The 24,954-nt window shown below is 63.6% G+C and carries 27 protein-coding genes; 9 read left to right on the plus strand and 18 right to left on the minus strand.

The genetic code is table 11. The features are described from left to right. Positions 1-16 precede the first annotated feature (16 nt). Entirely contained in the window at positions 17-1,336 is a 1,320-nt protein-coding gene (locus LOZ77_RS08920) for an FAD-dependent oxidoreductase (protein WP_230278838.1), read from the plus strand. 5 nt (positions 1,337-1,341) lie between these two features. Here the strand turns inward: LOZ77_RS08920 and LOZ77_RS08925 are convergent, their stop codons facing one another. The 4 genes from LOZ77_RS08925 to LOZ77_RS08940 form a co-directional block, all read right to left on the minus strand. Then, positions 1,342-1,713 carry a hypothetical protein gene (locus LOZ77_RS08925; protein WP_230278839.1) on the minus strand — a complete coding sequence of 124 codons (372 nt, stop codon included), beginning with the start codon at positions 1,711-1,713 and terminating at the stop codon, positions 1,342-1,344. 122 nt (positions 1,714-1,835) lie between these two features. Further along, positions 1,836-2,282 carry a hypothetical protein gene (locus LOZ77_RS08930; protein ID WP_230278840.1) on the minus strand — a complete coding sequence of 149 codons (447 nt, stop codon included), beginning with the start codon at positions 2,280-2,282 and terminating at the stop codon, positions 1,836-1,838. Between the two features lie 37 nt (positions 2,283-2,319). Next, on the minus strand, positions 2,320-3,456 hold the full coding sequence (gene dnaN, locus LOZ77_RS08935) for a DNA polymerase III subunit beta (RefSeq protein WP_230278841.1): 1,137 nt from the start codon (positions 3,454-3,456) through the stop codon (positions 2,320-2,322). A gap of 276 nt (positions 3,457-3,732) precedes the next feature. Then, positions 3,733-4,032, minus strand: a complete 300-nt coding sequence (locus LOZ77_RS08940; protein WP_230278842.1) for a hypothetical protein — start codon at positions 4,030-4,032, stop codon at positions 3,733-3,735. Positions 4,033-4,187: 155 nt separating this feature from the next. Between LOZ77_RS08940 and LOZ77_RS08945 the strand changes: the two genes are divergently transcribed. Further along, entirely contained in the window at positions 4,188-4,919 is a 732-nt protein-coding gene (locus LOZ77_RS08945) for a hypothetical protein (RefSeq protein WP_230278843.1), read from the plus strand. Positions 4,920-4,942: 23 nt separating this feature from the next. Here the strand turns inward: LOZ77_RS08945 and LOZ77_RS08950 are convergent, their stop codons facing one another. The 5 genes from LOZ77_RS08950 to LOZ77_RS08970 form a co-directional block, all read right to left on the minus strand. Further along, entirely contained in the window at positions 4,943-6,169 is a 1,227-nt protein-coding gene (locus LOZ77_RS08950; protein WP_230278844.1) for a carbohydrate porin, read from the minus strand. A 165-nt stretch (positions 6,170-6,334) separates the two neighbouring features. Continuing rightward, the gene (locus LOZ77_RS08955) at positions 6,335-6,772 is read right to left on the minus strand and encodes a peptidylprolyl isomerase (RefSeq protein ID WP_230278845.1); all 438 of its coding nucleotides are present in this window, start codon (positions 6,770-6,772) and stop codon (positions 6,335-6,337) included. Between the two features lie 186 nt (positions 6,773-6,958). Beyond that, positions 6,959-7,708, minus strand: a complete 750-nt coding sequence (gene fabG, locus LOZ77_RS08960) for a 3-oxoacyl-[acyl-carrier-protein] reductase (protein ID WP_230278846.1) — start codon at positions 7,706-7,708, stop codon at positions 6,959-6,961. 42 nt (positions 7,709-7,750) lie between these two features. Continuing rightward, the gene (gene fabD, locus LOZ77_RS08965) at positions 7,751-8,704 is read right to left on the minus strand and encodes an ACP S-malonyltransferase (RefSeq protein WP_230278847.1); all 954 of its coding nucleotides are present in this window, start codon (positions 8,702-8,704) and stop codon (positions 7,751-7,753) included. A gap of 42 nt (positions 8,705-8,746) precedes the next feature. Continuing rightward, positions 8,747-9,616 (minus strand): LD-carboxypeptidase, encoded by an 870-nt coding sequence (locus LOZ77_RS08970; RefSeq protein ID WP_230278848.1) that lies wholly within the window; start codon positions 9,614-9,616, stop codon positions 8,747-8,749. Between the two features lie 66 nt (positions 9,617-9,682). Between LOZ77_RS08970 and LOZ77_RS08975 the strand changes: the two genes are divergently transcribed. Further along, the gene (locus LOZ77_RS08975; protein ID WP_230278849.1) at positions 9,683-11,107 is read left to right on the plus strand and encodes a Mur ligase family protein; all 1,425 of its coding nucleotides are present in this window, start codon (positions 9,683-9,685) and stop codon (positions 11,105-11,107) included. A gap of 4 nt (positions 11,108-11,111) precedes the next feature. Here the strand turns inward: LOZ77_RS08975 and LOZ77_RS08980 are convergent, their stop codons facing one another. Genes LOZ77_RS08980 through LOZ77_RS08990 form a run of 3 tightly spaced genes read right to left on the minus strand, consistent with a single transcriptional unit; the run spans position 11,112 to position 14,725 of the window. Further along, positions 11,112-12,815 carry a M28 family metallopeptidase gene (locus LOZ77_RS08980; RefSeq protein ID WP_230278850.1) on the minus strand — a complete coding sequence of 568 codons (1,704 nt, stop codon included), beginning with the start codon at positions 12,813-12,815 and terminating at the stop codon, positions 11,112-11,114. Between the two features lie 28 nt (positions 12,816-12,843). Then, complete coding sequence (locus LOZ77_RS08985; RefSeq protein ID WP_230278851.1) at positions 12,844-14,172, minus strand: DUF418 domain-containing protein; 1,329 nt, start codon at positions 14,170-14,172, stop codon at positions 12,844-12,846. A 46-nt stretch (positions 14,173-14,218) separates the two neighbouring features. Beyond that, positions 14,219-14,725, minus strand: a complete 507-nt coding sequence (locus LOZ77_RS08990) for a GNAT family N-acetyltransferase (RefSeq protein WP_230278852.1) — start codon at positions 14,723-14,725, stop codon at positions 14,219-14,221. Between the two features lie 296 nt (positions 14,726-15,021). Here LOZ77_RS08990 and rpsF point away from each other — a divergent pair, with 296 nt between their 5' ends. From rpsF to LOZ77_RS09010, 4 genes are all read left to right on the plus strand, one after another. Next, positions 15,022-15,378 carry a 30S ribosomal protein S6 gene (gene rpsF, locus LOZ77_RS08995; RefSeq protein WP_230278853.1) on the plus strand — a complete coding sequence of 119 codons (357 nt, stop codon included), beginning with the start codon at positions 15,022-15,024 and terminating at the stop codon, positions 15,376-15,378. Then, entirely contained in the window at positions 15,378-15,602 is a 225-nt protein-coding gene (gene rpsR, locus LOZ77_RS09000; protein ID WP_066845972.1) for a 30S ribosomal protein S18, read from the plus strand. The genes rpsF and rpsR overlap by 1 nt, the downstream gene beginning before the upstream one ends. Positions 15,603-15,616: 14 nt before the next feature. Further along, complete coding sequence (rplI, locus tag LOZ77_RS09005) at positions 15,617-16,234, plus strand: 50S ribosomal protein L9 (protein WP_230278854.1); 618 nt, start codon at positions 15,617-15,619, stop codon at positions 16,232-16,234. A 147-nt stretch (positions 16,235-16,381) separates the two neighbouring features. Continuing rightward, positions 16,382-17,821: an AMP nucleosidase gene (locus tag LOZ77_RS09010; protein WP_230278855.1), complete on the plus strand. Its 1,440-nt coding sequence runs from the start codon at positions 16,382-16,384 to the stop codon at positions 17,819-17,821. Positions 17,822-17,824: 3 nt separating this feature from the next. Here the strand turns inward: LOZ77_RS09010 and LOZ77_RS09015 are convergent, their stop codons facing one another. From LOZ77_RS09015 to LOZ77_RS09025, 3 genes are all read right to left on the minus strand, one after another. Then, on the minus strand, positions 17,825-18,613 hold the full coding sequence (locus LOZ77_RS09015; RefSeq protein WP_230278856.1) for an alpha/beta fold hydrolase: 789 nt from the start codon (positions 18,611-18,613) through the stop codon (positions 17,825-17,827). A gap of 130 nt (positions 18,614-18,743) precedes the next feature. Beyond that, the gene (locus LOZ77_RS09020; protein WP_230278857.1) at positions 18,744-19,769 is read right to left on the minus strand and encodes an aspartate-semialdehyde dehydrogenase; all 1,026 of its coding nucleotides are present in this window, start codon (positions 19,767-19,769) and stop codon (positions 18,744-18,746) included. 152 nt (positions 19,770-19,921) lie between these two features. Continuing rightward, positions 19,922-20,428 (minus strand): Rrf2 family transcriptional regulator, encoded by a 507-nt coding sequence (locus LOZ77_RS09025; protein ID WP_370638076.1) that lies wholly within the window; start codon positions 20,426-20,428, stop codon positions 19,922-19,924. A gap of 30 nt (positions 20,429-20,458) precedes the next feature. On the opposite strand from LOZ77_RS09025, the gene LOZ77_RS09030 reads away from it, so the two are divergent. Together LOZ77_RS09030 and LOZ77_RS09035 are read left to right on the plus strand one after the other, a co-directional pair. Further along, positions 20,459-20,911 (plus strand): globin domain-containing protein, encoded by a 453-nt coding sequence (locus LOZ77_RS09030; protein WP_230278859.1) that lies wholly within the window; start codon positions 20,459-20,461, stop codon positions 20,909-20,911. Between the two features lie 9 nt (positions 20,912-20,920). After that, positions 20,921-21,205 (plus strand): DUF1971 domain-containing protein, encoded by a 285-nt coding sequence (locus LOZ77_RS09035; protein ID WP_230278860.1) that lies wholly within the window; start codon positions 20,921-20,923, stop codon positions 21,203-21,205. On the opposite strand, the gene egtD is transcribed toward LOZ77_RS09035, so the two are convergent. From egtD to LOZ77_RS09050, 3 genes are all read right to left on the minus strand, one after another. Next, positions 21,202-22,206 carry an L-histidine N(alpha)-methyltransferase gene (egtD, locus tag LOZ77_RS09040; protein ID WP_230278861.1) on the minus strand — a complete coding sequence of 335 codons (1,005 nt, stop codon included), beginning with the start codon at positions 22,204-22,206 and terminating at the stop codon, positions 21,202-21,204. The genes LOZ77_RS09035 and egtD overlap by 4 nt on opposite strands. 12 nt (positions 22,207-22,218) lie before the next feature. Then, positions 22,219-23,454, minus strand: a complete 1,236-nt coding sequence (gene egtB, locus LOZ77_RS09045) for an ergothioneine biosynthesis protein EgtB (RefSeq protein WP_230278862.1) — start codon at positions 23,452-23,454, stop codon at positions 22,219-22,221. Between the two features lie 80 nt (positions 23,455-23,534). Further along, on the minus strand, positions 23,535-24,911 hold the full coding sequence (locus tag LOZ77_RS09050; RefSeq protein WP_230278863.1) for a class II 3-deoxy-7-phosphoheptulonate synthase: 1,377 nt from the start codon (positions 24,909-24,911) through the stop codon (positions 23,535-23,537). Positions 24,912-24,954: the final 43 nt, after the last annotated feature.

A 24,954-nucleotide genomic window follows, 5' to 3' on the forward strand; every position in this document is an offset into this window, starting at 1 on the left:
ATGGGAGAGAGCAACGATGCGGCATATCGCGATAATCGGGTCGGGGCCTGCGGGCTATTACACGGCGGAAGCGGCGATCAAGCAGTGGGGCGACGACATACGTGTCGACGTGTTCGACCGGCTGCCGGTTCCATACGGGCTGATCCGCACCGGCGTCGCGCCCGATCATCAGACCATCAAGGCGGTGTCGCGCCGCTATGAAAAAACCGCACTGACCGATAATGTCCGGTTTGTCGGCAATATCGCCATCGGTCAGGATATTTCGCTGGCCGATCTTCAGGCGCTGTACGACGCGGTGATTATCGCCACCGGCGCACCGCATGACCGCGATCTGGGCATTCCCGGCGCGGATCTGCCGGGCGTGATCGGCAGCGCCGCCTTTGTCGGATGGTATAACGGCCACCCGAATTTCGCCGATCTGAACCCCGACCTGTCCGGCCGGCGCGCAGTGGTGATCGGCAACGGGAATGTGGCGCTGGATATTGCGCGCATATTGTCCAAGACCCGCCGCGAATTCGAAGGGTCCGACATTACCGCCCATGCCCTCGACGCGATCGAGGGGTCGAAGCTGGACGAGATCGTGATCCTTGGCCGCCGCGGGCCGCATCAGATCGCCATGACGCCCAAGGAACTGGGCGAGCTGGGCGAGTTGGAGCGGGCGGCGCCGGTGGTCGATCCCGACGATCTGCCTCCGGTGACAGACGACGATCCGCTGGAACCCGGCCAGCGCAAATCGGTGCAATGGCTGCGCCAGTTCGCCGCGAACCGCGTAGAGAAACCGCTGCGGATCAGCTTCGATTTCTTCGCCCGCCCCGTCAGCATCGTCGGTAAAACCCGTGTCGAAGGCGTCGAGGTCGAGCGGACGAAGATCACCGACGGAAAACTCGTCGGCACGGGCGAATTCTATATGGTCCCCTGCCATCTGGTGGTCAGCGCCATCGGATATCGCAGCGCGCCCATTCCCGGTGTGCCGTTCGACGAAAAGGCGGGCCGCTTTGCCAGCGATGACGGACGCATCGCCGTATCGCCCGAAACCGGCGGGCTATATGCCGTCGGGTGGGCGCGGCGCGGCCCCACGGGGACCATCGGCACCAACAAGCCCGACGGCTTTGCCATCATCGCCAAGCTGGCCGAGGATATCGCCAGCGGCGCCATCGGCCCCGAAGGTAAGGCGGGCCGCCCCGGTTTCGATGCGCTGGCCGCCGAACGCAAGCTGGACATCGTGACCTTCCGCGACTGGCAAAAGATCGAGGAAGCCGAAGTCGCCGCTGCGCGTTCCGGCGCCCCGCGCGAAAAATTCACGCTGGTCGAGGAGATGATCCGCGCCGGACGGTAACGGGATTAGCGCCCCTGCGACTGGCCTTCGGGCGGCTGCATGCCGTCCATCATGGCCTGCAGGCGGGTGCTGAAATCGGTCGCCAGCGGCGCGCAAAGCTTGTTCGCTTCCTCGACATCGCCGACCAGCCCCTGAATCGTCTGCGGATTGATCTGCTTTTCTATCTTACCGCCGGTCCCCTGTTCATAGCGGCCGACGAAATAGGTCATCAAAAAGCCAAGCGCGCGGCGCTTGCCCTGATCCTGTTCCTGCGCGCTGGCGACCAATGCCCATGCGGCGCAGCGCAGGTTCGTGTCGGTCGTGCCCTGCGCCTGTGCCGAAGGGGCAGCAAGCGCGGCGCTGGCAATCAGGCCAAGGGCGATGGCGGTGCGTTTCATTCGAATTCTCCGTCCTTTGGCGCTGCCCATGACGGGGCCGCCCGTTCGGTTCAAGATATAGCCAGTGCCATTTGGACGAGGCGGGCTTTCGCCGCGATGAAGCACGCCTGCTACCCGTCGCATCAATGGCCCGCCTTGCCCCGCAATTCGTCCCACAGCGGGCGATCCAGCGTCAGCACCGCGATTTCGGGCCTGCCGAGGCCCAGCCGCTTCATCGGATGACCGCGAAGGGTTTCGTCGCTATCCGCGATATCGCGCCACGGGATCAGGGCGGGGGTGTTCATCGGTCGCAGCCATGGCATCGGATAGATCCGCAGCCCACGGCGACAGGCGTGGAGTTCAAGCCCGCGCCCGATCGTTACCCCGCCGATGCGGCCCGATGCGCGTTTCACAACCAGCAGCGGTTTATCGCCGCTGTCTGGGCCGCTGTCTGGGCCCCTGTCGGGATAGCGCCGCAGCACCGCGTACCAGCCGGAAGAGTTCGCGATCCGCCGCCCCAGCATGCGGATCGTCAGCCAGGACAGCGCCGTTGCCGCGGCGAATAAAAGGACGATGAAGATGGTCAGCATATCGCCCGCCCGCCTTCACCGGCTCTTTCGGGTCCGGTCAGACCCGCATCGGCATCAGCACGTAAAGCGCGGGGCTTTGCGCGTTCTGCCGGATCAAGGTGGGCGCGCCCGCATCGGCCAGATGCAGTTCCACATTGTCACCCTCTATCTGGGCAAGGATGTCCTTCAGATAATTGGCGTTAAAGCCGATCTCCAGCCCGTCGGCACCATAATCGGCGGCGATTTCCTCGGCCGCGGTGCCGTTGTCGGGGCTGGTGACAGACAGGGTCACGCGGTCGGTATCCAGCGCCATCTTGACTGCGCGGGTCTTTTCGGTGGCGATGGTGGCCACGCGGTCGACGCCCGCGAAAAAGCTCTTGGGATCGACCTTCAGCAGCTTGTCATTGCCGGTCGGGATCACGCGGCTGTAATCGGGGAAGGTTCCGTCGATCAGCTTGCTGGTCAGCACGATGCCGCTTTCGCCGCCAAGGGTGAAGCGGATCTTCGATGCCGAAAGATCGACCGCCACATTGGTGTCGAGCGATTCTTCCAGCAGCTTGCGCAGTTCGGCCACGCATTTTCGCGGCACGATCACGTCGGGCATCCCCTCTGCCCCGTCGGGACGGGCAATGGTAAAGCGGGCAAGGCGGTGCCCGTCGGTCGCCGCCGCCTTCAGCTGCGCCGCGCCATTCGGGCCATCATCGGCCACGTGCAGGAAAATGCCGTTCAGGTAATAGCGCGTTTCCTCGGTGCTGATGGCGAAACGCGTGCGGTCGATCATCTGCGCCAGCGTAGCGGCGGGAAGCTCGAAGCTGGTCGGCAGGTCGCCTTCGACGATGACGGGGAAATCGTCGCGCGGCAGGGTCGGCAGCTGGAACCGGCTGCGCCCTGCCTTGACGATCATGCGGTTCTCGCTCGTCTCAAGGCTGACCTGCGATCCGTCGGGCAGCTTGCGCGCGATATCGAACAGCAGATGCGCCGATACGGTGATCGCGCCCGCGCCCTCAACCGATGCGGCAGGCATCACCTCGACCACTTGCAGGTCAAGGTCGGTCGCCATCAGGCGGACATTGCCGTCGGCCGAAGCCTCGATCAGCACATTGGACAGGATCGGGATCGTGTTGCGGCGTTCCACCACCGACTGCACATGGGACAGGCTGTGCAGCAGGGTTGCCCGTTCGATCGTCGCCTTCATTTCAATCAGATCCCCCTAAGCCCGGTGGACGTTGGAAACCCGACCGGACGAGAATTTCGGTCAAACTTTCCTAGCGGATGGGCCATTGCGAACAAGGCGAACGGAACGAGAACGCTTCGATTCTGGGGATAAAAGCCGGTGATAGCGCCGGATCGGACCGGATTCCCCGCCCGTTGGCCCATCGGCACCATGGGAAAAACGCGCTCGGCTCATCAGCGCAATGACCATTGATCGGGTCCGGGCCGGTCAGGGCGTGGACGACAGCGAATCTCCCGCTCAACCGGCCTTTTGGGCATCCGACACATCGGTCTTGCCCGCTTTGTCGGGATTTCCCGCGATCAGATAGCGATAGACCCCCACCGCATTGATCGCCAGCAGGCCGATGTTCTGCCAGCCGATGCCTTCACCCTCGTCATTCAGAAAGCCCCACGCGATCAGCGCGATCGAGCTGGTTACGAAGATCACGAACGCCCAGCCCGTCAGCCGTTCGCCGAGATTCAGCGAGACGAGAAACGCCGCCAGCAGCGCCGCCCCCGCCCCGTAATATTGCAGGATGTCGAGTGCCGTTTCACTCATCGCCTTACCTCTGTTCACTGTGTCTCACAGGCTGCGCAAAACAGCCCCGCATCGGCATAAACCCCGATTGTCGCGCTTTGCTCCGCATCATATCGCGCGAGGGAAGCCGGAAAGACGATCCGAAATCACCGGCGGTTTTTCGAGGAATGAGGGATATGCGCAAGATTTTCACAGGGTCGCTGGCCATGGCCATGGCCGCCGCAATGGTCGCAACGCCTGCCGCCGCACAGGAAGCGGGCGAATGGGAATTTACATTCCAGCCCTATCTGATGGCCCCCAAGATGAAGGGCGATGCCGCCGTGCGCGGGATCGACGCAGAGGTCGATGTCAGCCGCAAGGACGTGATCAGCGAATTGAACATGGCCTTCCTCGGCTATGTCGAGGCGCATAACGGCCAGTGGGGCATTGGCATCGACACCAATTACATGAATCTCGACGCGAATAACGACGATGCCGTCGTCGCGGCCAATATGGCGCAGACGGGGGTTCAGCCGATGCTGTTCTATCGTGTCGCGCCGCAACTCGACCTGATGGTCGGTGCGCGTTACGTCGCGATCAAGGTCACGACCGAATCCGATATCGAGATTTTCGACGATGTCAGCCGCAAGGCGGACTGGATCGACCCCATCGTCGGCGTGCGCTTTCAGGCGCCGCTCAGCGACAGCATCGACGCTGGGCTGATCGCCAATGTCGGCGGGTTCGGCGTGGGATCGGATGTGTCGGTGCAGATCAGGCCGATGATCAATTTCGGCGTGGCCGAGAATATCACGATCGATGCCGGCTATCAGTTTCTTTACATCGATTACGAGCATGGATCGGGCGACCGCCGGTTCCTGTATGACGTATCGACCGACGGGCCGATCATTGGCGCGACGTTCAAGTTCTGACCTTTTTGTCGGGCGGCGGTGGATCAGAATGCCACCACCGCCCGCAGGTTGAAATTCACGGCATCGGGCGCATTGGCCAGCACCGGATCGACCAGCTGGGCCGAAGCGGTCAATTGCAGCATGTCGCCCAATTGCGCCGCGTAATAGATCTCGCCCCCCTGCTCGTCCCCCACCGGGAGAACCGGTGCCAGCCCGTCGGCGATGCGGTCTTCCAGCGAGAAACGGAAATAGCCGATGCCGAACCGGTCGCGCGGGCGGGCGGCAATGGGCACGCTGCCCGCCAGCCCTGCCGTCATGCTCCAGTCCAGCAGGGCGGGCGCGCCGATGGAAATGCCTGCATGGCCGAACAGGCCGAAGCCGCGCTTGGGGTCCGACGGGTCCTGCCACAAATAATGCTGCACCGCGTACCGCAGATGGGTGCCGCCCCTGTCGCCCGATAGCAGCGGAGCCGACCCTTCGGGCGGGCGGATATCGGGCAGCCCTTCGGCACTGGGCTTGCGGCTGGTGGCGAATATGGTGACGGTGTGAAAACCCTGTTTCCCGCCGATCTTCGCCGGAAGCGTGCCCGCGACCATGCCGCTGACGCCATTGCCGAACAGGCCGCCATCGATAAATTCGCGGGTCCAGTCCTCGGGATGCCAGACGCCCGCGCTGATGGCCACGCGGCCCACGGGAACGGTGACGATGCCGCCGAGGATCTTGGGCGATGCGATCAGGCCGGGCGGCGCGGCAAGGCCGATGTGCTGGAACCCCACCTTGCCCCCGCCGGCTACAATGGGAATTGCCGAAGAGCTGTCGAGCAGGTTGATCTTGCCCAGTTGCACCCGAACCTTGCCGATGCGCTGGACGATATTGACCGACAGGTCGAACGCCTCGTCATCGTTGACGGGGAAATTCATCGCGGTGTTGACGGGCAAAAGCGTGCGCGAACCGACGCGATTGATGCTGTTGCCATAGATAAACTCGCCCTGCGCGTTGATCGTCAGCCCGTCGACGATACCCGCCGTACCGCCATCGATTTTGGCATAGAGGTCGATCCGCCCGCCATAGCGCGTTGCCCCCTCGCCATTGCCCGCCGCAACGGTGGAGAGGAACTGGCTGAACTGACCGTCGAGTGTGACGATATCGGGCGCGGTTTCGGGCACGGTTTTCGGTGCTTCTTCGGGTGGCGGATCGCCCTCTTGCGCATGGGCTGGCAGCGGCAGCCATGCCAGCGCAAGGATTAGCCCCGCGCCCGTTCGATATGTCATGCCAGCCACCTGCCCCGATGATCCCTGCCGCTTCCATCGTTCAGCGGGCACCGCGCTGCAATCGGGGTTTACCCCCAGAAGGTACAGGTCACAGGCGCCGACACGAAAACGCCCCGCAAGGCCATCAGGCGATGCGGGGCGTTCCGATGTTTCCGGCAGTGCGGATCAGGCGGCGGCCCTGATCTCCACCAAAGTCAGGCCGAAGGTCAGATCCTCACCCGCCAGCGGGTGGTTGCCGTCGGCGGTCACCGTCTCGTCCCCCACGGCGGTAATAGTCAGGTTCATCTCGCTGCCGTCCTGCTGCTTGGCGGCCAGCGTCATGCCGGGCTGCGGCGCGGGCTCGGGCGGCAGGGTCGAGCGCGGGATTTCGATGATCAGATCGTCGCGGCGCTGGCCGAATGCCTGATCGGCGTCGATCGTCACATCCTGCTGCGCGCCGACTTCCATGCTTTCCAGCGCCGCTTCGATAGAGGGCATGATCTCGCCCTTGCCCATCGTAACGGTTTGCGGCCCGTTCTGGTCGGTGCCGCCGACCACGCGGCCATCGGCCGTGGTGACGGAAAAATCGATGACGACGATATCGCCGGTTTTGGGGGTTGCCATGGGTAATCCTTGAATCTTCTGGGTTCCGGCGCCTGCCCGTCCTCTAAACGGGCGCGCGCCGCTCGACTGGTGGCGCCCCTATATCGCGCAGGGGCGGGCACCGCTTGGCCACAAGACTCGCAAGGCAGGGCGGCGAAGTCAAACGAAGTCGGCCGCCCCGCCCCGATGGCAGGCTGAACCCCCGCCTTAGATCATCACCATGCCGCCGTTCACATGCAGCGTCTGGCCGGTGACATAGCCGGCTTCCTTTGACGCCAGATAGGCAACCGCCGCGCCGATATCGCCGCCCTCGCCCATGCGGCCCATCGGAATCTTGCCGTTCAGCGCGGCCTTTTGATCGTCGGGCAGCACATCGGTCATGGCCGTGCGGATAAAGCCGGGGGCGACGCAGTTCACCGTGATGTTCCGGCTGGCCAGTTCCTGCGCAAGGCTTTTGGTCATGCCGGTCAGCCCCGCCTTGGCCGCGGCATAGTTCATCTGGCCGGGATTGCCGGTGGTGCCGACCACGCTGGTGATCGAAATCATGCGGCCGAATTTGGCCTTCATCATCGGGCGGGTCGCGGCGCGCATCAGGCGGAACGCGGAATTGAGGTTGATCTGCATCACCGCATCCCAATCCTCGTCCTTCATGCGCATCATCAGCCCGTCACGCGTGATACCGGCATTATTCACCAGAATGTCGAGCTTGCCCAAGGTGTCGATGGCGGCGGGAACCAGCTCTTCCACCTGTGTCGGGTTCGACAAATCGCAGGTAATCTCGACATGGTCGCCGCCAATCTCTTCGTTCAGCTGTTCGCGAAAGCTGCGCAGCTTGCTGGCATTGGTGCCCGAAAGGGCAAGACGCGCACCCTGCTGGGCAAGGCTGCGCGCAATGGCGGAGCCGATGCCGCCGCTGGCGCCGGTGACAAGGGCGGTCATGCCGGTAAGGTCGAACATCTCTGGATAATCCTCTCGTAAATCTGCGCGGGGGTACGGGCCTTACAGCGCCTTGGCCAGCGCCTCGCAATCTTCCATCGTGACCACGCTGATCACATCGGTGTCCGTGGTCGAACGTTTGATCATCGGGGCCAGCACCTTGCCGCCCAGTTCCACGAATTGCGACACGCCCACATCGGCCATCGCGCCCATGCTCTCGCGCCAGCGGACGCGGCCCATGACCTGTTCCACCAGCAGCTTGCGGATCTGTTCGGGATCGGCAACCGGCTGCGCGGTGACATTGGCAAAGACCGGCAGGTGCGGGACACGGGGCATCGTCGCTTCGAATGCGGCATCCATGGCGGCAGCGGCAGGTTCCATCAGCGGGCAATGGAATGGGGCCGACACGGGCAGCGGCACCGCGCGGCGTGCGCCGTAATCCTTGGCCATTTCGATGGCGCGGGCAATCGCGCCCGCATGGCCCGACAGCACGACCTGCGTCGGGTCATTGTCATTGGCGACGGTGCACACTTCCTTTGCGCCGGTCGCGGGATCGGTCGCCGCGGCCTCGGCCAGTTCGCCCGCCTTTTCGATATCCGCGCCCAGCAATGCGCACATCGCGCCGACGCCCACGGGCACGGCCGCCTGCATCGATTGCCCGCGCAGTTTCAGCAGGCGCGCCGTATCGGAAAGCGAGAACGCGCCCGCCGCACACAGCGCCGTATATTCGCCAAGGCTGTGGCCCGCGACATAATCGGCCTTGTCCGCCAGCACGATGCCGAAATCCCTTTCCAGCACGCGCAGCGTGGCGATGGCATTGGCCATGATCGCGGGCTGCGCGTTTTCAGTGAGGGTCAGCGTGTCTTCGGGCCCTTCGGCCATGATCGCGGCCAGTTTCTGGCCCAGCGCATCGTCCACTTCCTCGAACACTTCACGGGCGGCGGCGCTGGCGGCGGCGAGTTCCACGCCCATGCCGATTTTCTGGCTGCCCTGTCCCGGGAACACGAATGCGCGCATCAAATTTCTCCTCTCGAGCGGGCTTTATCCGAACGCGGCGCGTTATTGCCAAGAACGCGGCTTGCCAAGAGCGAAACCGGCCATCCCCAGCGGGGCATCGCGGTCCGTCCGCCCGAACGGCACGATGCGATTGCCCGCGTCATGGCCGATATCGGCTTCGCCCAGATAGGCCATGCCCGAACGTTCGCACCAGTGGCGCGCGATTTCCTCTGCCGTCATGCCGAAGTCGCGGTCGTTTTCGGGGATATCGCTGATACGGCCCAGCCGCAGGCCAAGGATCGATTTGGGCAAAGCCTCGGTCACGTGGAAGAACAGCCGGTCGACGGCATAGAGATATTCGCTCACTTCCTCGACCATCACCACATGGCCCGACAGATCGGGCATCAGCGGCGTGCCCGACAGCATGGCCAGGGTCATCAGGTTGAAGGCAACCGTCGGCCTGCCGTCGAGATGCGGTTCCAGCCGTCCCAGATCGCCCGACAGCCATGCCAGCACGCAGCCGATGGCCTGATCCCCGTTGTCGCGCCGCACGTCCAGCGGCATCGGGGCATGCACCGGCCGCCCGATTCCCGCACGATACAGCGCGCCCAGCAGATATCCGCCGTCCGAACTGCCCAGCCACAGCTTGTTATGCGCAGCAGGCCCCATGCGCGCGATGGCATCGCTCGCGATTCGATTCGATCCGTAACCGCCGCGTGCGAACCAGACGGCATCGAACATCGGATCGTTGGCGCATTCGACCAGTGCAGCCAGCCGCAATTCGTCGGGCCCTGCGAAATGCCCTTGCTCGGCAAAGCACTGGTCGTGAAAATGCAGCTCCACATCGCCGAAACCGGCGGCCACGTCCTGCACCTGCGCGGCCAGTTCGCGCGGAAAAGCGGCAGACGGTGCACAGATGGCGACGCGGATCATGAAAACAGTGCTAGGGCCGCAGGCGCGGATTGCCAAGCGCGGCCTGTATCAATAGCCAGCATGGGCATGAGCGTTACCGATCTTTCCGCGCTGCTGGCGCGCCCGTTCTTTTTCTGCGGCATCGGCGGTTCAGGCATGTTGCCCCTTGCCTGCATATTGCGCGGGCGCGGCGCGGCGATTGCCGGATCGGACCGCAGTTACGATCAGGGCCGCAGCCCCGAAAAATTCGCATGGATCGCCGATCAGGGCATCCGCCTGTACGAACAGGACGGCAGCGGCATCACCAGTGCCGACCAGATACTGGTCGCCAGCGCCGCCATAGAGGACAGCGTGCCCGAAGTGCGCCGCGCAAAGGAGCTGGGGTGCCAACGGATGAGCCGCGCCGAATTGTTGTCGGCCCTGTTCAACGGGGCGGACACGCGCATTGCCATCGGCGGGACCAGCGGCAAATCGACCGTGACCGGCATGACCGGCTGGCTGCTGACACAGGCAGGCCGCGATCCGACCATCATGAACGGCGCGGTGATGAAGAATTTCCGTTCGGACGACGCCTTGTTCGCCAGCGCGCGGGTCGGCAGTGGCGGCGCCTTCGTGTCCGAGGTCGACGAAAGCGACGGATCGATCGCGCTATACCGGCCCGGCGTGGCAGTCCTGCTGAACGTGACGCTGGACCACAAGAGCATGGACGAATTACGCGTGCTGTTCGGCGATTATCTGGCCGCGTCGGAATGCGCCGTGGTCAATGCCGACGATGCAGAGGCGCTGGCGCTGGCAGACCGCGCAAGAGACGCGATCACCTATGGCATTGACGCGCCCGACGCGCGCATCGGCGTGGCGGGCGGATCGATCCGCGAAAGCGCCACCGGCATAGCCGCAACCGTGCTGGACCGCGCCAACGGGCGCGAGGCGGCGCTGACCCTGCAAGTCCCCGGCAGGCATAATCTGTCGAACGCGCTGGCCGCACTGGGCGCGGCAATGGCTGTGGGGGTCGATTTCGGTGCGTCGGTCGATGCGCTGGGCGGGTTCACCGGCCTTGCGCGGCGGTTCGACATTGCGGGCACCAGCGCATCGGGCATCACAATGATCGACGATTTCGGTCACAATCCCGACAAGGTGCGCGCCACTTTGCGCACATTGCGCGCGCATGACGGACGCGTCATCGCCTTTTTCCAGCCGCACGGTTTCGGCCCGATCCGCCAGATGGGCCGCGAACTGGCGCAGGTGTTCGCCGAAGAGCTGAACGACGAGGATCGGGTGATCCTGTGCGATCCGGCCTATTTCGGGGGCACGGTCGACCGCAGCATCGGCGGGGCCGATCTGGCGCAATGGATCAGGGACGCGGGGAAAGATGCCGAATATTTCCCGCTGCGCGAAACATGCGGCGATCGCATCGCCGAAATCGCGCGCGGCGGCGACCGCATCGTGGTCATGGGCGCGCGCGACGATACGTTAAGCAGCTTCGCACGCGCCCTGCTGGACCGGTTGCCCTAGGCCGTTATTCCGCCGCAACCGATGAGCCGGGGGCCGGAGCCTTGGGCGCGTCGGGGGCGAAATTCTCGCCGAAATAATTGCCTTCGTACCACTTGGGCGCTTCGTCGGCATTGGCAGTGATCTTCACGATCTCGTAATTCAGCAGCGCGAATTTGCGTGCCGATTCCCAATTGAGCGGCTGGGTCAGATCGTCGGTCGGCTGATGGTAATTGGTCGACAGGAATTCGGTGAATGCCGCCTTCCCGCCGTTCTGCACGCCGGTCATCAGGAACAGGGCGGGCACACCTTGCTTGACGAAGCTGTAATGGTCCGAACGGGTGAACAGGTTCTCCTGGGGCATGAAATCGGGCGACACGCCGATGCCGGTGGCTGCACCCGCCTTGATCAGTGTCTGCCCCATGGTCGAATTTTCTGCGCCGAAGCCGACCACATCGGCCAGATCGTAAAGCAGAACGGGCATGTCGAAATTGACGACGCCGACCGGCTTGCCGTCTTCGCGCACGAAATGCTTGGCCAGATATTCCGAACCCAGCAGGCCCTTTTCCTCTGCCGTCAGGGCGGCGAACAGGATCGGGCGGCGCGGGCGATGCGGGCTGTGCGCGATCACGCGGGCGACTTCCAGCATGGTGGCAACGCCGGTCGCATTATCCATCGCGCCATTATAGATCGTGTCGGTATCCTCACCCTCTTCGGCATCGGACAGGTGATTGCCGACATGGTCCAGATGCGCGCTCATCACCACATATTCACCTGCCAGCGCGGGATCGGAACCCGGCAGCATGGCGACGACATTTGCGCTGGTCTTGTCGTCCCAGTCGGTGGTGACGCTACCCTTGGCCTCGCCCGTCATGTCAAAGGCGGCGGGACGGCTCTTTGCCTTGGGATCGTCATAGATTTTCAGCAGCGCGTCGAGATCCTTGCCCGATGCCGCCATCAGCTTTGCCGCCGTTTCGGGCGAGATATAGGCCTGCATCTTCAGACCCGGGTCCTGCACATTGGCCTGACCGTCAGGGCCGACCCATGTCTCGCGCGGTTCCTGAAGATAGGTGACCAGCTTGTCGAACGGCAAGCGTTCCAGCGATTCCTTGTTGCGGATCGAAATCATGCCGACCGCGCCATTCTCGCTGGCATATCTGGTCTTGGTATCGCCCAGTGTCGCCGCAACCTCGCCCGAAACCGTTTTGGGCGCGCCCGATACGATCACCACGATCTTGCCCGCAATATCGACGCCCGCATAATCGTCGATCCCGTTTTCGGGGCTGTGGATGCCCTGCCCGACGAACACCATCGGCGCGGTCAGATCGACCTGCCTGTCGGTAAAGCTGCCGCCCGCGACGAAGTCCTTGCCCGGTTCCAGCACCATTTCGCCATCGGGCGTGGTGATGGTCAGCGCGGCAGATGCCGTGCTGGCATTGCGGAAAACAATGTCCTGCATCCAGCTGCCGTTATTGGCAGGTTCCAGTCCCATGGCACGATAGCGCGAGGCGACATAGGCGGCGGCAATGTCGTAATATTCGCTGCCCGTGTCGCGCCCCTGCAGCAGATCGTCGGCGAGGAATGTGACGGTGGCCGCAATCTCGTCCGCGCTGATCGCGGCGGCGGCGGGATCGGAGCGCTCGGCCGGAGAAAGTGTGGCGGTTTGGGCAAGGGCAGCAACCGGCGAAAGGGCGCAACCGGCAAGCGCGGCGGCGAGGATAAGCTTGCGCATCGGGAAGGGGCGATCCTTACAATTGAGACTATATGTCCCGTTTAGCAGGTGAACCGTTGCTGGCAATGCCCGCGTCTGCGGCATCCTCGTCGCGGCGCCGGATCGGGAACAGTTTCATATAGGTAAGGCAGCGCCACAGCCATTCCAGCGGGCCAAAGCGGAAGCGGGCAAGCCAGGGCGCCGACCACAGCAGCATCACCGCCATGCCGCCTGCCGCCCATGCCCACAGCGCCAGCCGGTGCCAGTCGCCATAGAGCCCCAGCCCCCAGCCAAGGAACACCGCGCCCATCAGCACCGAGGAAGCGATGTAGTTCGTGAACGCCATCCGCCCCGCCGCTGCCATACGCCGGCCCAAAGCCGTCCGGCCCAGCGCGGGCGCGAAAGCCACCAGCAGCGCGGCATAGCCGAGTATCATCGGCAGGCGCAGCAGCGAGGCAGGGCCGAATTGCACCCAGAAGCTGACGGCGGGATAATGGTTATACTGGATGCCCATAATCGCCAGTGGCAGGGTGAACACGATGGTGGCGACGATCCCGGTCGCCCCCCACACGATCATCCCGCGCCTGCTCCACCCGCCCGAGAAAAAGCCCATGCGGTACAGCGCGGCGCCCAGCAGCATCAGCCCCAGATAACCCGGCCCCGTGACCGGCATGAAGGCAATGCGGTCCCACACGCTGCGCGTTTCGTGCCGCCACGCGACCAGATCGGTAAAGCTGCCCGTCTTGCGCACCGCGTCACTGGCGTGGCTCTGGCCGCGCATCGCCTCGACCTCGGCATCGTATCCAGAGCGGGCTTCGCTGGCGGCAGGAGCATCGAGCGCGGCCAGCTCGTCCGCGGGCCATAGCGCGATGCCGCCCATGATCCCCATGTAAAAGCTTGCGAACAGGCCGATGAACAGCAATGCCCGTGCGCCCAGCGGCAGGAACAGCATCGCGACCAGCCCGACCACCGCATAGTCCAGCAATATATCGCCGAAAAACAGCAGATAATAATGCAGCGCCCCGAACAGGGCGAGCCACAACAGCCGGCGCCCCTGCAACAGCAGCGCGCCCGCCATGCCGCGCCGCGCCGCCGCACGGTCGACGAAAATCGCCATTCCCGCCCCGAACAATAATGCAAACAAACCGCGCAGCTTGCCGTCGAGGAACAGGTACTGGATCAGCCAGCCCGCCTCTTCCCAAAAGCCCGCGGGATGCAGGATGCCCCAGTAATAATAGGGCCCCGTGCGCGCGAAACCGACGACATTGGCCGCCAGAATGCCCAGCACGGCGAAACCGCGCAGCAGGTCGAGGCTTTCGATACGCCGCGCACCCACCGGCTGGTCCGGTGTCGCGCCCCCGATGTCGCTTGTCGCCAATGTCTGCCCCCTCGATTCGAGCGGGCAGCCTAAACGCTATTGCGCGTCAGGCGAAACTCTTGACCAGCAGCATCAGCGACGGGTCGGCCTCGAAGCTGCGCGCCTCGAACCCTTTTTCGCGTTCGAGTTCGATGGCGGCATGGTACTCGCGGTCCTCGATCGCAATCACTTCGCGCAGGCCCCGTTCCTCGGCGGCATGGCTCAATACGTCCAGCATGGCCCAACCCACGCCGCGCCCGCGATAATCCTTGTGCACCGATACGGCGACCTCGCCCGTTTTCATCGCCGTGTCGCACGCCAGCAATGCCGATGCGACCAGCGCGCCGTTCACCGTGTCGAAGGCAAGGAAATTCTCGGTCTGCCAATGGTCAACGCTGACCAGCGGGTCCAGCTGCCGGTCGCCCAGACGCGCGCCCGCGTTCAGAAAGCGGAAGCGGCGGTCTTCCTCGCTGACATTGCCGAAAAAATCTTTCAGCAAACCCTGATCGTCCGGCTGCACGCTGCGCACGGACAGGTTTACCGCATCGCGGGTCACGACTGTTTGCTCTTCCATGATCTGCATCCCTTCACCGGTGTTGCCACGGAGGCTCTATCCCCCTTGATCCGCGGTTTCCTTGACCCAAGCCAAGAAACGCGGCTTTGGTTCCGCCAACGCGCACGCGGCGCAATTGGGCCATGGCCTTATCCCGCCTGCCCTTGCTTTTCCGGCCAGACCCTGTATGGCGCGCGCTTTCCCGAATGGCGCAGCGGCGATTCCGCCCGCGAATGGGGAGAAAACGAAGAAAGCCGGAGGGGCCTTTCGCCATGGGGGCGTAGGTCAGCGATCGGTATAGACAAAGGAACAGGCGCATGCCGCTTTACGAGCATGTGTTCCTTGCGCGTCAGGATCTCTCGCAGAGCCAGGTCGACGCGCTTGCGAACACCGCGACCGAGATTGTCGAGGCAAACGAAGGCAAGGTCGTCAAGACCGAGACCTGGGGCCTCAAGAACCTCGCCTACAAGATCGAGCGTAACCGCAAGGCACACTATGTGATGCTGAACATCGACGCACCCGCCAAGGTGGTCGAAGAGCTGGAACGCCAGACCCGCATCAACGAAGACGTGATCCGTTACATGACGATCCGCGTCGAGGAACACGAAGGTGGTCCGTCGGTGATGATGCGCAAGAATGACCGCGAGCGTCGCGGCCGTCGGGGAGACCGCTAATGGCCCGTCCTTTCTTCCGCCGTCGCAAGAGCTGCCCCTTTGCAGCCAAGAACGCACCCGCGATCGACTACAAGGACGTGCGCCTGCTTCAGGGCTTCATGTCCGAGCGTGGCAAGATCGTGCCGTCGCGCATCACCGCCGTCTCCGCCAAGAAGCAGCGCGAGCTGTCCAAGGCGATCAAGCGCGCACGCCACATCGGCCTGCTGCCCTACATCGTCAAGTAAGGAGGGTCTGACCCATGGATATCATCCTCCTGGAACGGATCGAAAAGCTGGGCACCATCGGTGACGTTGTCACCGTGAAAGACGGCTATGCCCGTAACTTCCTGCTGCCCAACAAAAAGGCCCTGCGCGCCAACGAGGCGAACAAGAAGGTCTTCGAAGCCAACCGCGAACGCCTGGAAGCCGAAAACGCCGAAAAGCGCACCGAAGCCGAAAAGGCCGGTGAAAAGGTTGCAGGCACCGAAATCACGCTGATCCGCGCGTCGTCGAACGCCGGCCAGCTGTACGGTTCGGTCAATGTGCGCGACATCACCGCGGCCCTGAACGAAAAGGGCCACGACATCGACAAGAAGATGGTCATTCTTGGCCACCCGATCAAAACGATCGGCATGTTCGACGTGACCGTCGCCCTGCACCCTGAAGTGCACGTGACCATCAAGGCCAATGTGGCCCGTTCGGACGACGAAGCCGCGCTTCAGTCGGAAGGCGTGGACGTTCTGGCCGCGATGTTCGAGGAAGAAGCCGCCGAACAGACCGGCTTCACCGAAGAGCGTGACCCCGATGCGGAACCCGGCGAAATCGCTGTGGACGATGCCGCAGAAGGCGAAGAGGAAGCCGGCGAAGAACAGGCCTGACCGGCCGCTTCACCGCTTTCGCGACAGACAGGAAGGGCGCGGACGGCATCGGCTGTCCGCGCCCTTTCCTTTTTGAAAGGGCGGAATTTTCGCATGGTGCGTCATGCCGCCTTTGAAATGTCGGAACGGGGCGGTTATCTCTTGTCGATGAATACAGCTGATGAAATCATTGCCGAACTGATCCGGCTTTACGACGCGGCCCGCGCCGCTTTGAAGGACGACATGGTCGCCTTTGCCGCGACGGGCGCCCTGCCCGACCGCGCCCGCCGCAACGACGGCACCTATGCCTATCCCGAATTGCGGCTGCGCTTTTCCGGCAGCAGCCGGCCTTCGGAAGTGAACCGGTCCTTCGCGCGGCTGTCGACGCCGGGCCGCTATGTCACCACCATCACCCGCCCGCAGTTGTTTGGTCCCTATCTGCGCGAACAATTGTCGCTGATCATGGAAGACCACGATGTCGAAATCGCGGTCGGCCCTTCGCGGCAGGAAATTCCGTTTCCCTATGTTCTGGACGGAGAGGCGGCAGCGGAGCTTGCGGGCGTATCGCCGCGCGAACTGGCCCGGCATTTTCCCGCGACCGAACTGGCGCTGATCGGGGACGAGATTGCCGACGGGCTGGACGTGGGCGATGTCGACGATCCGATGCCGCTTTCGCTGTTCGACGGGCTGCGCACCGATTTCAGCCTCGCCCGCCTTCAGCATTATACTGGCACCAATCCCGAACATGTGCAGCGTTTCGTGCTGTTCACCAATTACCACCGCTATGTCGACGAATTCGTCGATTGGGCAGCGCAGCAGCTGGACGGGGTGAATTTCACTGCGCTGTCTGGCGCGGGCGGGCTGTATCTGGACCAGCGGCGCGACAATGCGCGCAGCCTGCTTTCCGATACCGCATGGCGCAGGCACCAGATGCCCGCCTATCACCTGATCGCGCCCGACGGCGGCGGCATCACGCTGGTGAACATCGGTGTCGGCCCGTCGAATGCCAAGACGATCACCGACCATCTGGCAGTCATGCGGCCCGAGGCATGGTTGATGATCGGCCATTGCGGCGGTCTGCGCGACAGCCAGAAGATCGGCGATTATGTGCTGGCCCACGCCTATCTGCGCGACGACCATGTGCTGGACAGCGTGCTGCCGCCGGAAATCCCCCTGCCCGCCATTGCCGAGGTGCAGCAGGCCATGGCCAAGGCTGCGGAAGAGATCAGCGGAACCGAAGGCGTGGATCTGAAGCGCCGCATGCGCACCGGCACCGTCGTCACCACCGACGACCGCAACTGGGAATTGCAGGTATCGACGATCGGGCATCGCCTGTCGCTGGCCCGCGCGGTGGGCATCGACATGGAAAGCGCCACCATCGCCGCGCAGGGTTACCGCTTCCGCGTCCCCTATGGCACGTTGCTATGTGTGTCGGACAAGCCTCTGCATGGCGAGTTGAAGCTGCCGGGACAGGCCAACCGCTTTTACGAGCAGGCGATTGCGGGCCATTTGCAGATCGGCATCAGAAGCTGCGAATTGCTGAAGGCCGAGGGTGAGCGCCTGCACAGCCGCAAGCTGCGCGCGTTCAACGAACCGCCGTTCCGGTGATTTTCAGGCCGTAAAGAACCGCACCAGTTCGCGGCCCAGCGCCTTTTCGGTCACGCAGGACATATGCGTGCCGGGAATCCACGCCATCTCCGAATGGGGAAGCGCCGCCGCCAGATCCTCGGCCGATCCGTTGTCATCATCCTCTGTCCCGCACAGCACCAGCACGGGCATTTGCGGGATGGACAGCTGTTCGCGGGTGATGCCCAGCCCGCTGGCGGACAACAGCAGCCGCGCCGCCACGCGGTCGATCTTCATCGTCTTCATGAAGGACACGGCGAAGAAATGCCTGTCCCCGCGCTTCGCCGTTTCGAAATTGTCGATGGCGTCGATAAAGAACCCCGCGCGCCGCCGGAAATCGAGCAAGCCCTCTAGCCCCATCCCCACCAGCGCCAGCCGCCGCGGCGTCAGCCCCGCGATCACCCCGCCCAGCGACGTCCGCGAACCGAGCGAGAAACCCGCAAGGTCGTAATTGGTCAGCGCGTAATGCGCGACCACATCCTCCAGATCGTCGACCAGCACAGTCGGCGGATAGCAGGCGGGATCGTGCGGCGCGCCGCTATGCGCATGGGCGCGCAGGTCAGGCATGATCAGCGAAAACCCCGCCTCTGCCAGCGCGCGGGCATGGCCATATTTGATCCAGTTGATCTCGGCGCTGGAAAACAGCCCATGCAGCAGGATCAGCGTACGCTGCGCCTCGCCCGTCGCGGGCTCCATGCGGTGCACGGCAAGGCTGGTGCCGTCGCGGGCGGTAACGGTTTCGGTGGTGACGGGAAATTCGGCAGTCTGGCTCATGCCCGCGTGCCTAGCGGGTTGGCCGCCGCCCGCCAAGCGCGCCGGTCGCCAAATATTTCGGCCATAAAGCAACAGCCGCCCCCGCACATGGCAGGGACGGCTGTCATGTTTCCGCCAGTGGTGTGGGTGATCAGCCCTTCTTCAGGTGCCGGCGGCCCAGCAGTTCGGCGATCTGCACTGCGTTCAGCGCTGCGCCCTTGCGCAGATTGTCCGACACGCACCACAGCGCAAGACCGTTATCGACAGTCGAATCCTCGCGCACGCGGCTGATATAGGTTGCGTAATCGCCCACACATTCGACGGGGGTGACATAGCCGCCATCCTCGCGCTTATCGACCAGCATCACGCCCGGCGCCTCGCGCAGGATGTCCTGTGCCTGCTCTGCCGAAAGCTCGTTCTCGAACTCGATATTCAGCGATTCCGAGTGGCCGACGAACACGGGCACGCGCACGCAGGTGGCCTGCACCTTGACCTTGGGGTCGAGGATCTTCTTGGTCTCGGCGACCATCTTCCACTCTTCCTTGGTGGAACCGTCATCGAGGAACACGTCGATATGTGGGATCACGTTGAACGCGATCTGCTTGGTGAACTTGGCGGGTTCGACCGCATCGCCGACAAAGATCGCGCGGCTCTGTTCGAACAGCTCGTCCATGCCCTGCTTGCCCGCGCCCGACACCGACTGATAGGTCGCGACGACCACGCGCTTGATCGTGGCCGCATCGTGCAGCGGCTTCAGCGCCACCACCATCTGCGCGGTCGAGCAGTTGGGATTCGCGATGATGTTCTTCTTGGTATAGCCGTCGATGGCGTCCGGGTTCACCTCGGGCACGATCAGCGGCACATCGGGGTCCATGCGATAGAGCGACGAATTGTCGATCACCACGCAGCCCGCCGCTGCCGCCTTGGGCGCATATTCCGCCGTCGGGCCGCTGCCCGCCGCGAACAGGGCAATGTCGTAACCGGCAAAGTCGAAATGCTCGATATTCTTGCATTTAATCATCTGGCCGGTGTCGCCAATCTCGATCTCGGTCCCGGTCGAGCGGGGCGAGGCGACCGCCGCGATCTCGTCATAAGGGAAGGCCCGCTCGGCGAGGATGGCCAGCATCTCGCGCCCGACATTGCCCGTGGCTCCAACAACTGCCACCCGATAACCCATGATACTTGCTTTCTTGTTCGTGAATGATAATTGCGCAAATCTCCGCCAGCCCTGCCAACGGAATGCGCGCGGTAGTCAAACGCGGCATTTTGCGCAAGCAATTGCGGGTTTCAGGGGTGTGAAGCTGGGCTTGCACGCCACGGCAAACCCGCTCACGCCTCGGACAGCGGTTCCTTCACGGGGGCATTCGCATCGGGGGCGAAGAAGCTGCGGGCATTTCGTTCCACAGCATCCGCCAGGGTTGTCCGATCGAGCACGGCCAGGAATGCGTCCATCGCATCGCCAAGTATCGGCGTCAGCCCGCAGCCACGCTTCAGCACGCAATTGCCGCAATCGGCGGCCTGCATGCCCGGTTCGGTCTGTCGTACGACATCCCCCAGAGTGATGCTGCCGGGATCTTCAGCCAGCCAGAATCCGCCCCCACGGCCCCGCACCGTATCGACCAGACCCATGGTGGCCAGCTGGTTGACGACCTTCATCAAATGATTGCGCGAGATCCCATGCCGCTCGGCCACATCGGCAATAGAGAGGCGCACGCCCGGATTGGCGGCGGCCTGCATCAGGATGCGCAACGCGTAATCGGTATGCAGGGTCAGCTTGATGGTAAAATCTCCATTTGATGCATCCGGTTTACATCTATTTGCGTGTCGAGTATAGATGCATTTCCAATGCATCAATAAGGATCGACAATGTCCCGTACGCTTTCCGCCGACACCATGACGATCGTCAAGGCCACGGCCCCTGCGCTCAAGCAGCACGGCCTTGCCATTACGCAGCGTATGTATGAGCGCATGTTCGACCGCCATCCCGAGGTGAAGGCGATGTTCGACATGGCAGCGCAGGAATCGGGCGAGCAGCCCAAGCGTCTGGCGGCGGCGATCATCGCCTATGCCGAGAATGTCGATAAGCTTGAAAATCTAAGCGGGCCCGTCCTGCGCATGGCTCGCCGCCATGTCGAAACCCACGTCAAGCCAGAGCACTACCCCATCGTTGCGGAAAACCTTCTCGCCGCGATCAAGGACGTGCTGGGTGATGCGGCGACCAGTGAGATCCTCGATGCCTGGGGCGAAGCCTATTGGTTCCTGGCAGATATTCTGATCGCAAAGGAAGCCGAGTTATATGCAGACGAAGCCGAAGGCTGAACGCTGATCATGGCCGTGCCGTACAAATCCACTCCGCAGTTCGACGAGCAGAGCCTGCCCGATGCCATCCGCAATGCGCATAGCACCAAGGCAGGTGTCTGGGGCTTGCTGGTGGTCGACGAGGGGGCGGCACGGCTCATCTTTCACAAGCCCCGGCGTGAGATTGCTGTCGCGCCGGACAAGCTGGGTCTCATACCTCCGCAGGCTGTCCATCATGTCGAGACTTTTGGCCCGGTTCGCCTGCATGTGGAATTCTACCGGGAGAACCCGCTGGACCGGGCCGACCAGTCCTAGGGCGCAGACCGCAGCGGGCTCGCCTCTGCCAGTATCACCATGAACTGGCTCTCATGGTCGTTCCAGCGGTCCACGGGCGTCCAGCCGCCTGCCAGCAGCAGCGCGGCGGCAGAGCGGCGGCCGTATTTGTGGCTGTTCTCGGTATGGATCGTCTCGCCCGCCTGCATGGTGAACGCGCGGCCCGCAACGGTGAAGCCGATATCACGCTGCGCCTCCAGATGCATTTCGATGCGCGCGATATCGTCGTTCCAGATCGCGCGGTGGCGGAATGCATCGACCGGCATGTCGCCCGCCAGCTCGCGGTTGATGCGGGTCAGCAGGTTGAGGTTGAAACCCGCCGTGACGCCCTTGGCATCGTCGTATGCGGGGATCAGGATCTTGCGGCTCTTGATCCGGTCCATCCCGATCAACAGCAGCGGCGGGTGGCCATCGGGGCTGCCGCGTTCCAGCGTTTCGCGCATGCCGCGCAACAAATCGACCGCCGTGCGCGGCACCATATTGCCGATGGTCGAGCCGGGGAAGAAACCCAGCCGTGCCACCCCCTCGATCTCGGCGGGCATGGTGACGGGCTGCGTGAAATCGGCTTCCACCGGATGGATCGGCAGATCGGGCAGCTTTTCCGCCAGCCTGCGGGCAGAGGCGCGCAGGAAATCGCCCGAAATATCGATGGGGACATAGGCCGCAGGTTCGATGGCCTGTAACAGCAGCGGCGTTTTGGCCGAGCTGCCCGATCCGAATTCCACCACCGCGCGGCCTGCGCCGATCGACCGGCGAAAATCGCTGCCGTGGGCGCGCAATATCTCTTTCTCTGCCCGCGTCGGGTAATATTCGGGCAGGCGCGTGATTTCCTCGAACAGTTCCGATCCGCGCTCGTCATAGAACCAGCGCGCGGGGACCGCCTTTTGCGGTTCGGACAGGCCGCGCAGCACGTCGCGCCGGAACGCGTTGTCGATGCCTTCCTCGTCCTCGTCCACGATGCGCAAGGCTTGCTGGACCGTCATGCCGGATTATCCCTATATGTCTTGCGCAAGGCGGAGGCCGGTGAATTGCCAGCGCTGGTGCGGGTAAAAGAAATTGCGATAGCTGGCCCGCGAATGGCCCCGTGCCGTGGCGCAGCTGGCGCCTTTCAGCACGAACTGCCCGCTCATGAACTTGCCGTTATATTCGCCCACCGCGCCGTCGGCGGCCGTGAAACCGGGATGCGGCAAATAGGCGGAGCGCGTCCACTGCCAGCAGCTTCCGAACAATTCCGGCGTGGCGGCAGGCTGCACCGCTTCGGCGCGGTCCATTTGCTGGCCCGCCGATGGGTCGGCGCGGATCGCAGCCACTTCCCATTCCGCCTCGGTCGGCAGACGGCTTTGCGCCCATGATGCGAAAGCGTCAGCCTCGTAATATGAGATATGGGCGACGGGGGCCTGCGGGTCGCGGGGTTGCCATCCGGCCAGGGTGAACTGCTCGTCCTTGTGCCAATAGAGCGGTGCTGTCACGCCTTCCCGCTGCACCCATGCCCAGCCGTCCGACAGCCACAGCGAGGGCGTGCGATAGCCGCCATCGTCGACGAATGCCTGCCAGTCCGCATTGCTGACCAGCCGCCGCGACAGGCGGAACGGCTCCAGCAGCACGCGGTGGCGCGGGCCTTCGCAATCGAAGCAGAAACGGTCGGTCCCGCAATCATGTCCGATCCGCGCGATGCCGCCCTGATGCTCGATCCAGCCGTCGACGGTATGATGCGTATTTTCAGACAAGCGGTCGAACATCGCCGGGCCGAGCGGGTTCTGAAAAAGAGCGTGCTTGATATCGGTCAGCAACAATTCCTGATGCTGCTGTTCATGTGCGATGCCCAGCTGGATCAGGGGCGCGCAATCCTCGCGCTCCAGCAGCGCCTCCATCGCCGCATCGACGGCGCGGCGGAATGCGACAATCTCCTCAAGCGAGGGGCGCGAAAGCATGCCGCGCGAAAAGCGGGCGATGCGCCGCCCTTCCGCCTCGTAATAGGAATTGAACAGGAACGGATATTTCCCGTCGAACAGGCGATATCCGTCCAGATGGTCGCGCAGCAGGAATGTTTCGAATAACCAGCTGGTGTGCGCCAGATGCCATTTGGCGGGGCTGGCATCTTCCATCGACTGTATGGTCGCGTCGGCGTCGGATAGGGGCGCGGCAAGATCGAGCGTCAGGGCGCGGGTCGCGCGGAACCGGTCCGCTGTAACAGCCGGTCCGATCGGTGCGGGTCTGGTAGCAATGCCCATGCCATGAAAAATGCGCGAGGCAGGCTATGGTGCCCGCCCCGCGCAAATTTAACTATTGTCGCCTGCCTAGAGGCGGGCGCTCAGGCCGCGTCGCGGCGGGCGACCATCTCGGCATTCAGTTCCTCGGCCAGCAGGAATGCCAGCTCGATCGACTGCGCGGCGTTCAGGCGCGGATCGCAATGGGTGCGATAGCGGGCCGACAATGCCTCGTCCGTGATGGCGACCGCGCCGCCGGTGCATTCGGTCACGTCCTGCCCCGTCATTTCCACATGGATGCCGCCGGCATGGGTGCCTTCGGCGCGGTGGACGGCGAAAAAGCCCTTCACTTCCGAAAGGATGCGATCGAACGGGCGCGTCTTGAACCCGCTTTCCGACTTGATGACATTGCCGTGCATCGGATCGCACGACCAGACCACCGGATGGCCTTCGCGCTTCACCGCGCGGACCAGCGGGGCCAGCCCTGCCTCTACCTTTTCGTGGCCGAAGCGGCTGATCAGCGTGATCCGCCCCGCCTCGCGCCGGGGGTTCAGCGTGTCGAGCATCGACAGCAGCGCGTCGGGCGACAGGCTGGGGCCGCATTTCATGCCGATGGGATTGCCCACGCCGCGCAGGAACTCGACATGCGCCGACCCTTCGAAACGGGTGCGGTCGCCGATCCACAGCATATGCGCGCTGGTGTCGTACCATTCGCCGGTCAGCGAATCGCGGCGGGTCAACGCCTGCTCATAGGGCAGCAGCAGCGCTTCGTGGCTGGTATAGAAATCGGTGGCCTTCAGCTGCGGCACGGTGGCGGGATCGACGCCGCATGCCTCCATGAAATCCAGCGCTTCGCTGATCCGGTCGGCCGTCTGCGCAAAACGCGTTCCCCACGGCGAACGGTCCATGAAATCCAGCGTCCACTGGTGCACCTGCCGCAGATTGGCATAGCCGCCACCGGCAAAGGCGCGCAGCAGGTTCAGCGTCGCCGCCGCCTGGCTATATGCGCGCACCATGCGTTCGGGATCGGGCTGGCGGCCCGCCGCATCGAACGCGATATCATTGATGTTGTCACCGAAATAGCTGGGCAGCTCGACGCCGTCCTTTACCTCGACATTGCTGGACCGCGGCTTGGCGAACTGGCCCGCCATGCGGCCCACTTTCACGACCTTTTGCTTGCTGGCAAAGGTCAGCACCACCGCCATCTGCAGGATCACGCGGAACGTGTCGCGGATATTGTCGGGATGGAATTCGGCAAAGCTTTCGGCGCAATCGCCGCCCTGCAACAGGAAACCGCGACCCTGCGCGACCTCGCCCAGCTCGGCCTTCAGCGCGCGGGCTTCGCCCGCAAAGACGAGCGGGGGAAAGCGGGTCAGCCTGTGCTCCACATCGGCAAGCGCCGCCGTGTCGGCATAGGTGGGAAGATGCTTTGCTTCCTTCGATGTCCAGCTTTCGGGGCTCCAGTCCGCCGTCTTGTTCACTTCGTCACTCCATCGCCTGCCGGGCCTGTTGCCTCGGCAGTTT

The organism is Croceicoccus sp. Ery15 (genome assembly GCF_020985305.1).
Lineage (GTDB): Bacteria > Pseudomonadota > Alphaproteobacteria > Sphingomonadales > Sphingomonadaceae > Croceicoccus.

Coding starts and splice junctions, on each gene's coding strand:
- rplI (WP_230278854.1), top strand. CDS start 15,617: ATGGATATCATCCTCCTGGAACGGATCGAAAAGCTGGGCACCATCGGT.
- fabG (WP_230278846.1), bottom strand. CDS start 7,708: ATGTTCGACCTTACCGGCATGACCGCCCTTGTCACCGGCGCCAGCGGC.
- LOZ77_RS08930 (WP_230278840.1), bottom strand. CDS start 2,282: ATGCTGACCATCTTCATCGTCCTTTTATTCGCCGCGGCAACGGCGCTG.
- LOZ77_RS08970 (WP_230278848.1), bottom strand. CDS start 9,616: ATGATCCGCGTCGCCATCTGTGCACCGTCTGCCGCTTTTCCGCGCGAA.
- LOZ77_RS08990 (WP_230278852.1), bottom strand. CDS start 14,725: ATGGAAGAGCAAACAGTCGTGACCCGCGATGCGGTAAACCTGTCCGTG.
- LOZ77_RS09030 (WP_230278859.1), top strand. CDS start 20,459: ATGTCCCGTACGCTTTCCGCCGACACCATGACGATCGTCAAGGCCACG.
- LOZ77_RS08955 (WP_230278845.1), bottom strand. CDS start 6,772: ATGGCAACCCCCAAAACCGGCGATATCGTCGTCATCGATTTTTCCGTC.
- LOZ77_RS09020 (WP_230278857.1), bottom strand. CDS start 19,769: ATGGGTTATCGGGTGGCAGTTGTTGGAGCCACGGGCAATGTCGGGCGC.
- LOZ77_RS08940 (WP_230278842.1), bottom strand. CDS start 4,032: ATGAGTGAAACGGCACTCGACATCCTGCAATATTACGGGGCGGGGGCG.
- fabD (WP_230278847.1), bottom strand. CDS start 8,704: ATGCGCGCATTCGTGTTCCCGGGACAGGGCAGCCAGAAAATCGGCATG.
- LOZ77_RS09015 (WP_230278856.1), bottom strand. CDS start 18,613: ATGAGCCAGACTGCCGAATTTCCCGTCACCACCGAAACCGTTACCGCC.
- dnaN (WP_230278841.1), bottom strand. CDS start 3,456: ATGAAGGCGACGATCGAACGGGCAACCCTGCTGCACAGCCTGTCCCAT.
- LOZ77_RS08950 (WP_230278844.1), bottom strand. CDS start 6,169: ATGACATATCGAACGGGCGCGGGGCTAATCCTTGCGCTGGCATGGCTG.
- LOZ77_RS08980 (WP_230278850.1), bottom strand. CDS start 12,815: ATGCGCAAGCTTATCCTCGCCGCCGCGCTTGCCGGTTGCGCCCTTTCG.
- egtB (WP_230278862.1), bottom strand. CDS start 23,454: ATGGGCATTGCTACCAGACCCGCACCGATCGGACCGGCTGTTACAGCG.
- LOZ77_RS09010 (WP_230278855.1), top strand. CDS start 16,382: ATGAATACAGCTGATGAAATCATTGCCGAACTGATCCGGCTTTACGAC.
- LOZ77_RS08920 (WP_230278838.1), top strand. CDS start 17: ATGCGGCATATCGCGATAATCGGGTCGGGGCCTGCGGGCTATTACACG.
- LOZ77_RS08945 (WP_230278843.1), top strand. CDS start 4,188: ATGCGCAAGATTTTCACAGGGTCGCTGGCCATGGCCATGGCCGCCGCA.
- rpsR (WP_066845972.1), top strand. CDS start 15,378: ATGGCCCGTCCTTTCTTCCGCCGTCGCAAGAGCTGCCCCTTTGCAGCC.
- egtD (WP_230278861.1), bottom strand. CDS start 22,206: ATGACGGTCCAGCAAGCCTTGCGCATCGTGGACGAGGACGAGGAAGGC.
- LOZ77_RS08975 (WP_230278849.1), top strand. CDS start 9,683: ATGAGCGTTACCGATCTTTCCGCGCTGCTGGCGCGCCCGTTCTTTTTC.
- LOZ77_RS09035 (WP_230278860.1), top strand. CDS start 20,921: ATGGCCGTGCCGTACAAATCCACTCCGCAGTTCGACGAGCAGAGCCTG.
- rpsF (WP_230278853.1), top strand. CDS start 15,022: ATGCCGCTTTACGAGCATGTGTTCCTTGCGCGTCAGGATCTCTCGCAG.
- LOZ77_RS08925 (WP_230278839.1), bottom strand. CDS start 1,713: ATGAAACGCACCGCCATCGCCCTTGGCCTGATTGCCAGCGCCGCGCTT.